Consider the following 7486-nt stretch of genomic DNA (forward strand, 5'->3'; position numbering starts at 1 on the left):
AAGAGACCATGCAAAGTCATGCCATATGGGAGCTTTGGATCGGGGATAGTGATGGCACCAGCAGGCATCCCCGTCGCACGATCTCGATTTCCCTAGGACTTTACGTGCGTAGCGGGATCCGGCGGGCTGTGTATCGATGTATCGATAAAAAGCGAGCCATTCCTATCCCCGGCCCCCGAACCGTGCGCGAAGATGGCGACCGGTAACTCGTGACGAGGCGTGGAACGCTGTCCCAAGAATCGCCACGATCCTGTGTTCGGTATCGGTATGATGAGACAGCTGGCCCGACCGACTCCAGGGGAGAGCGGCATCCGCCCATCCCCAATTGCAGAACCTTGGGCGATCATCTGCCATCACCACGGCCATGAGGATTTATTCAGTGCCAGCCGCACCTTCTCACTAGAAAACCTGTTTGTCTCACGCCACTGCGAAGGGATCGTCGAGGACGCCGACGAGGGGCATGAGGAATTCGCCGGTGTCGGGGTCGAGGGCCTCGGCATGGAAATCGTCGATGGCGGCCACGGCACCGGGGATGTCGGCCGTGTCCTGGTCCCCGAAGAGCGTCATTGCCGCCGCGGCGTTGTCCACGTCCGTCATTCCCTTGTGCACCGCGAAATAGGCCCCGATATCGACCTTGTCCTCCAGGTAGGCCCGGTCCGCCAGCTGCTGGTCGATGAGATCCTGCGGGGTGTCCGGCGGCAGGTCCACCTTGGCGCCGCGCAGGACCTGGAGGATGAACTGGTCGCGGCTGACCGCCTCCGCGTCCAGCGCCCCGACCCAGAATTCCAGCCCCCCCGCGTCCGAGGCCCGGCCCAGCACATTGTTGTAGACCGTCTCCGCGAAGACCTCGTTGGAAGTGCCGGGCGGGTAGGCGGCCTCGGTCTCGGGCTGGCCGATGAAGAAGGACGCGATCTCTTCGAGGCTGAAGCCGTTGGCGAAGGCCGAGCCCCAGAAGTAGAGCCCCCCGGAATCCGGCGCGCGGTTGAAATAGGCGATGTAGAGCTCGATAAAGCTCTCGAACTCCTCCGGTGCCAGGCTGACGGTGTCGGTGACCTGGAAAAGCTCGAAGGGCCCGCCGAAGGAATCGGTGTCGAAATCCAGGAACTCCATGCCGGCCAGCGTGTCGGTCCCGTTGCCCTCCGCCCGGCGGTCGGTGAGCGTGGTCGCCGACGGTCGGCTCAGCGTCAGCGTGTAGCTCGACTGGTCGCCGGAATAGGCACCGGTGTCGAAGCCCGCCCCGCCCTCGAGACGGTCATCGCCCGCGTTGCCGGTCAGCGTGTCGTCGCTTTCCAGCCCCCGGATCGTGTCATGGCCATCGCCTCCCACGAGAGAGTCCGGCCCGGGCGTGCCGGTCAGGGTCTGCGGGAGGCCGGTTGGATCATCATCGATGATAGTGAAGTTGGCCGTGTCCGAAGTTATCAACGCAGGACCAGATACTTTGGCTAATGTTAGAGAAAATTCTTTGTCCTCTTCGGGAATAGAATCACCAGAAACGGTGAATTCTATGGCTTTGCTAGCTTCACCAGCCTCAAAAGTAATCTCACCAATCAACGGAGAATCAAAGTCGTTAGCGTCAGCGGGATTTTCACCAACTCCGGCAATCGTATAGCTAACAACGTCGGTTTCGGACAAATTACCACTTCGTTCGAGCAAGACGCTTCGTTTGTTATCGCCATCTCCCTCATTGAAGGTGAGGTCGCTTGGTATGGTTGTCGGCGTGATCGCGACATCGTTGTCAGTGATCTCGATAGCCGCAGTTGCAGACTGTGTTGTATCCTCAAAACGCGCGTCTCCCGAGAGAGTGAAATCCGCGAAAAAGCCCTCTACTCGCTCGGCAACGGTATCGTCGATCAGATCGATCTCGACCTGTGCCGAGGTATCCCCCGCCGCGATCGTGACAGACTCAGAGAGGGCCACATAATCGCTCCCGCTGCCGGCCGAGCCGTCACGGGTGGCAATGTCGATCGTCACATCCGAAGCCGCAGGTGCGGACAGGTTGAGATCGATTGTGGCAGATGCAGCAGGCGGCGTTGCTCCTGCGCCCTCATTGACCGTTACTGATGTTTGACCGAGGGAGACGACGGGCACCGCGCTCAGATTGGAAGATTGAACGAGGCCGTCTGTGAACCGCAGGAACTCGACATTGACGAGTGAGTTCGTCCCGGCCGTCACCACGTCGCCTGAACGCGACAATCCGCCAATGGCGCCCTGTGCAACTGTGAATTCGGCTGTGTCCGAACCGTCGCCACCATCGACGACATTGTTCCCGCCGGAGATCTTGAAGGTGTCGTTTCCGCCGAAACCCTTTGCCTCATTGCCATCGGCTGTCAGCTCAATCGTGTTGTCCAGATCGTTGGCGCTGACGCTCACAGACTGGTTCTGCCCATTCACGAAGTCCGATTGATTGATGCTGAACTGCACGACGTCTTTTATGCCATCCGCGCTCTTTTGCCGGACTTCCTGCTGACCGGTCGTAACGTTGGTCGACAGCGTGGCCGACGGCGTGCCGTCGTTGAAGAAGACTTCGTAGTCGACCTCGCTCTTAGCGGTGCGCGTAACCGTCAGTCCATCGATCGTGCCTTCATAGCTCAACCCGAGCTGGCTGTCGGTCAGGTCGGCAGCGGCGACAGTCTCCACCACCTGACCGTCAAGGCTGACCTCGATCCGGTCGATCGTGCTCCGGTCGACGCCGGATCCGGAAAAGGCGTCGATAAGGTCTGCCGAACTTGAAAGCTGCACAGCGGAGTTCGAATCGATCGTGTTCAGGCTATTGAAGTCCGCGCCACTCCCGATCCCGAAGGCGCGGACATCGACGTCCGCCTCATCCGGCGTCCCTTCGTTGATAAGCTGCAGGTTCGGGCTCGCACCGCTTCCTTGGCCATCAGACAGGAAATAGGCGATATTCGTGGCGCTTCCGGCGCTTGGTAGGCTTTCGAACCATTCTTCGGCATCGGCAAGCGCTGGCCCGAAGGACGTCCCGCCGCCGGCATTCAGTCCGTTGACGGCGTCGATTGCTCCTTGCGCGTCGAGACCATCGTGGAGGCGGGAAAAGAAATCGAAATCTATAACCGCGAAATTACTGCGAGCGGCCACCCCCTGGTCGATCAGGGACTGGGTCAATTCCTGATAGGCCGCCTTTGTATCGGCAATCTTCGACCCTCTCATGGAGCCAGAACTGTCGACTATGTAGGCGAAGTTGAAGAGCGTGTTGCTCTCAGATCCCAAAGTCAGCGTGTAGTCGATGTCTCCGTCGAACATGAAGGCCGGTTGTTCGACGGACAGATTGCCAATCTTGTCGCCTCCCGCGTCGGTCACATCGACATTCGCGATTCCGGGGTCGAGCAGCGGACCATCGCGCAGCTTGGTATCATCGTCGGGATCGACCTGCAGCGGCACGAAGAACTGGTCCTCGGGGTCTTGCTGTTCGTCCTGAAATTCGAACACGGCAAACTCGACATCCTTGGTCGAGTCGGTCCCGTCGGTTTGCGCACCGCGTGTGTGCATGAACTCGAAATGCGCGTTGGCCGGGTCGGTGATGGCGAAGTCGTAATCGGCAAACGGACCGGAGAAGAGCGCCTGATCGACGCCATCGCCACCCTCGTGCCGGTCATTCCCGCCGCCGCCAAAAACGCGGTCTTCCCCACCTTGCCCGATGACGCGTTCGTTGCGGTATGAGCCGTCGATGAAATCGTTGCCGCCAATTCCAAGCACACCCGAATCACGGCCGACAATGACGTTCTCCGGCAGTGACGCCGCACTTGCGGCCCCTCTGTCAGCCAGCATCTGCGCCGTGATGTCGTCGTAAACCTCTTTGGTAATCCGGACGCCTTTAACATCGCCGTCCTGTAATTTTGTTACATCGTTGCTTACCGATGTCGGTATAGTCGTAATGACGCCCGAGACTAGGAGCGACGATTCGCCATATAATGCTTCATCTATCCAGATGCCGCTACCACTCTGCCCGCCTTGCGCATCGAGTGTGTCCGTAAAAGAATACCTCGGGTCCACCCCGAATAGAGCGCCAAGCGTGCCGTGAACCTCACCAGATGCTTGAAATTGCGTTTTTCCGTCGGGATCTGTAGAGTTTGATCTTGGGTAGCCGGCAGTTTGCACCTTTCGCCCAATAAGGTCCTGATTGCCGAGAAAGACAACCATCCCAACTTCCCGACTGTCTGAGAATAGTGGGTTGTCTGCCGTTAAAAGAGCAATATCGGTGTTGGCATGAGCTATAGGATTGAATCCGACCTGATCAAAATCAGTTGGAAATTTTGGTGAATCTCTTACATTATGCTCTGAAGTGGAGTGGTCAAATCTATTGGACACTGATGATACGTTTTCCGGCAAATTCACCCTGATACCGTTGGGCAACTCCCCTGCTTCTTCTACAACATGCCCTGCTGTCAAAATATGCGTCGGACTGAGGAAAATACCACTTCCAATTGACGGTGGCGCTTTAGAATAGAGCGTATCAACAGCGTTTACAAAGCTTAAATTTGATTGTGTCCGGTCATCACTCATAATTACTCCCCTGAGCTTCCTTTGCTTCCTGCATTCGCACGATTGCGAGCTTGCATGTTCCAACTTCGGTGGGCCGGCCCACCACGGCAAAATCCCATCCCATGGCCAGCACGCGATGCGGCCATTGCCCAAGCGATCGGTGCCCAGGCGCAGCGAGCCTTTTGCTGACGGCCGCCCCATCTGCAATCACGGTCAGGTCAAGCGACGGCGTTGTCGATCGCGCGCCAAGTTGCCGGTCGCGCGATGCCTCCCGCAGCGTGCCGATCCGCCCGCCACCGGTTGCGACGGTGCCGTTCACCTCGGCATGGGTCTCAGTCACCATCCAGGCATCATCTGTTTTCTTTGCAATAACGGTCGCTTCGCCGCCGAAAACGGCTCGCGTTCCGTCGGTCGCGACAGAAAACCCCGCGCGCGGCGTCTCCTGCGGGAAGGCGAGGACGCTCTGTTCAGCCGTGGCGAGATCATGGATCACCCCGCCACCAGAAGGGGCAAGCCACGCCGATCTGATCACAAGGATGCGCCCCGCACTCGCAAGCGCGTGGCCGAAATCGGTAGCAGACTCGGGCGTAGGGGCACTCACGCGAGTTCGCGCGCCGCTTGCCAAATCGACGAGCAGGACCGAAGAGGTGCCATACTGATCGCCGGCGATCACGCGCAGGCCCATGGCGACATGGTTGCCTGTCCGCGCGACGCTGAAGCCGAACGCCTCTGTCCCGGTCAAAGCGTCAAGCCCCGGCACCTGCGTCAAGGAGCCCTCCGGATCATCGGCGACGAAGACCTCGCCCAAGCGCCGGAACCCGTCGCCCGGCTCTTTGCGCGGCACGACTCCCATGGCATCCTCGGCAAAGGCACCAATGATCAACGCGCCGCTTTCGTCCATGTCCACCGCGTGCCCAAAGCCCGTGCCGTAGGCGGCCGCGTCACTTCCAGCAGGCGGCTGCAGGGCGCGCGTTTGCGTAAACCCGTCCTCTCCATCTTTGTAGATCCAAACCGTGTTCGCTTGGGGGTCGCCTACAAGCACGGTTCGACCGGTTGCCGCCAAGGAGTAACCAAAGCCATCAGACGCGTCCACCGGTGCCGTCAAGCACTCCAAATCTTCGCTATGGGCTGCCGAGGGCAAACAACTCGCCAAGGTCAAAAAAGCTCCGATCAAACACGCTACTTTCAAAACACCTCCACAGGCTAAACTTAACGTGATCCTGCCCTGAAAAAGTGGACGGGGTCAGGCCGCCATGCTCTCCATGTCGGCCGGTGATCTGTAGCCTATCGCGGAATGCAGGCGGCGTGAATTGTAGAATCCCTCGATGTAGGCGAAGAGATCCCGGCGCGCTTCTTGCCGTGTGGCGTAAACACGGTGATGAACGCGTTCGACCTTGAGCGTGTGGAAGAAGCTCTCCATGGGCGCGTTGTCGAGGCAATTGCCCTTCCGGCTCATGGAAGGCGTTATCTTCGCTGCGGCAAGGGCTTGGCGATACTCGGCGGCCGCGCCCCCCCCTTTTTCGCGGCCAGGCTGGTCGCGGTCCGGTGGGCCTTGAGGTAGGTCGCGTCGATCATGGCCGTCTTCTTCTCGCCGTGTTCGGCGGCCAAGCCAACCATGATGCGCGCAAAGACCCCCTTGTCGCTCCATCGCTTCCAGCGGTTATACAGGGTCTTGTGCGGACCGTATTCCACAGGCGCGTCGCGCCACCGCAACCCATTGCGATTGATGAAGATAATTCCGCTCAGCACACGCCGATCATCGACGCGCGGCTTGCCGTGGGACTTCGGGAAATAGGGCTCAAGACGGGCCATCTGCGCGTCGGTCAGCCAGAAGAGATCAGACATGTTCACCACTCGATTTCCTAACCGTGAACCACGCGACCTCGTTGTCGGTCAGATCTTCGGGTCCGAAGCCAGGGCGGCGCACGCGGGGATGCGCTGCCGCGGCGGACGGGCGGCTCAGTTTCGTCATGCCTCTACTTCCCGAAGATCGCCCGGATCGCCGCGCGGCCGCGGCTGGTCATGCGCGGGTCGCTGTGATCCGAAGCCTCGCGGATCTCCTGCAGCCAGCCGAGCTCATTGCCGGTGATCGGCGTGCCCATGATCTCCACGAGCGCGTGCGCGGCGGTATCGCCCTCGATCTGCTCGAGCGTCAGTCGCAACAAATAAGCGGGATCGCATTCGAGCGCGCGCGCCAGGCTCGGCACGCGATCGAGCGGCAGCTTGCTCGCGCCGGTCTTGATCATGGTGACCATGTTCTGGCTGACGAACCCGGCCTCGACGGCGATCTCGATCTGCGACTTGCGGGGCTTGAGTTCCATCACGCGCTTGTCGATGAATTTCGCGAGGCGGGTGTCGGCGTAAGGTTTCTTCGGCATTTTCTTCACCTTTTCAATCCATTGTCTCACAGCGCATCAGCTGCTTGCTTTGTTCATAGCAACGGTCTGACGGGGATCGGGCGGGGTTCGAATTAATTGCATGAGTGTAAGGCGAGGCAATCCAAGGATTACTATCGGGAGATATGGCAGCTGTCGCATGTGCGAAGACACACGCTTCGCGAAAATTTGGACAACTCGGACAACTCGGACTAACCGAACCAATAGCGCAGGAGAAATGCGTGGATGGGTATGTCTTCAGCACTTCTTGAGGTGATCGAGATCCAGCCCGTCATAGGTAATGGAATTTATCAACTCCACTCGTTTCTCAAGCATGCCCTGTGGAATCATGCCGTATCTCCCGGTCATTGATGTATCACCATGCCCCATCAGGAATGCGAACTCGTTATCGAGATAGCCGGCTCTACGCAGTGCATCAGCCACCCCGTGGCGAAATGAATACTGGCTGTAGCCACGACCATTCTTGATGACCTGCCCCCGCAAAACCGGGCCATTCAAAAGTAGAGTTTGTTCTCGTAACGTTCAAAGCGACGAGGAGAACAGACGATGCGCAAATCACGCTTCACCGAAGAACAGATTGTCGGGATCCTGCA

The 7486-nt window shown here is 59.0% G+C and carries 4 protein-coding genes and 2 pseudogenes; all 6 read right to left on the minus strand.

Going from position 1 to position 7486, the window contains the following annotated elements; all coding sequences use genetic code 11:
• Positions 1–417: 417 nt before the first annotated feature.
• The 6 genes and pseudogenes from DQW77_RS17545 to DQW77_RS17560 all read right to left on the minus strand — a co-directional run bounded on the left by DQW77_RS17545 (position 418) and on the right by DQW77_RS17560 (position 6875).
• Positions 418–4518 carry a Calx-beta domain-containing protein gene (locus DQW77_RS17545; RefSeq protein ID WP_181711332.1) on the minus strand — a complete coding sequence of 1367 codons (4101 nt, stop codon included), beginning with the start codon at positions 4516–4518 and terminating at the stop codon, positions 418–420.
• Positions 4511–5602: a hypothetical protein gene (locus tag DQW77_RS18290; RefSeq protein WP_181711333.1), complete on the minus strand. Its 1092-nt coding sequence runs from the start codon at positions 5600–5602 to the stop codon at positions 4511–4513. Before DQW77_RS18290 ends, DQW77_RS17545 begins: the two co-directional genes overlap by 8 nt.
• Positions 5603–5740: 138 nt before the next feature.
• Positions 5741–6004 (minus strand): annotated as a pseudogene (locus tag DQW77_RS17550) (IS3 family transposase); the annotation flags it as partial.
• 2 nt (positions 6005–6006) lie between these two features.
• A pseudogene (locus DQW77_RS17555) lies at positions 6007–6342 on the minus strand (transposase); the annotation flags it as partial.
• Positions 6335–6469 (minus strand): hypothetical protein, encoded by a 135-nt coding sequence (locus DQW77_RS18685; RefSeq protein ID WP_258523917.1) that lies wholly within the window; start codon positions 6467–6469, stop codon positions 6335–6337. The gene DQW77_RS18685 and the pseudogene DQW77_RS17555, both read right to left, overlap by 8 nt.
• Positions 6470–6473: 4 nt before the next feature.
• Complete coding sequence (locus DQW77_RS17560; protein WP_113259181.1) at positions 6474–6875, minus strand: helix-turn-helix domain-containing protein; 402 nt, start codon at positions 6873–6875, stop codon at positions 6474–6476.
• Positions 6876–7486: the final 611 nt, after the last annotated feature.

Source organism: Roseovarius sp. TE539 (assembly GCF_003298505.1).
Taxonomy (GTDB): domain Bacteria; phylum Pseudomonadota; class Alphaproteobacteria; order Rhodobacterales; family Rhodobacteraceae; genus Roseovarius.

Excerpts from the sequence above, each read along its gene's own strand:
- DQW77_RS18685 (WP_258523917.1), bottom strand. The coding sequence starts at position 6,469 with ATGACGAAACTGAGCCGCCCGTCCGCCGCGGCAGCGCATCCCCGCGTG.
- DQW77_RS17545 (WP_181711332.1), bottom strand. The coding sequence starts at position 4,518 with ATGAGTGATGACCGGACACAATCAAATTTAAGCTTTGTAAACGCTGTT.
- DQW77_RS17560 (WP_113259181.1), bottom strand. The coding sequence starts at position 6,875 with ATGCCGAAGAAACCTTACGCCGACACCCGCCTCGCGAAATTCATCGAC.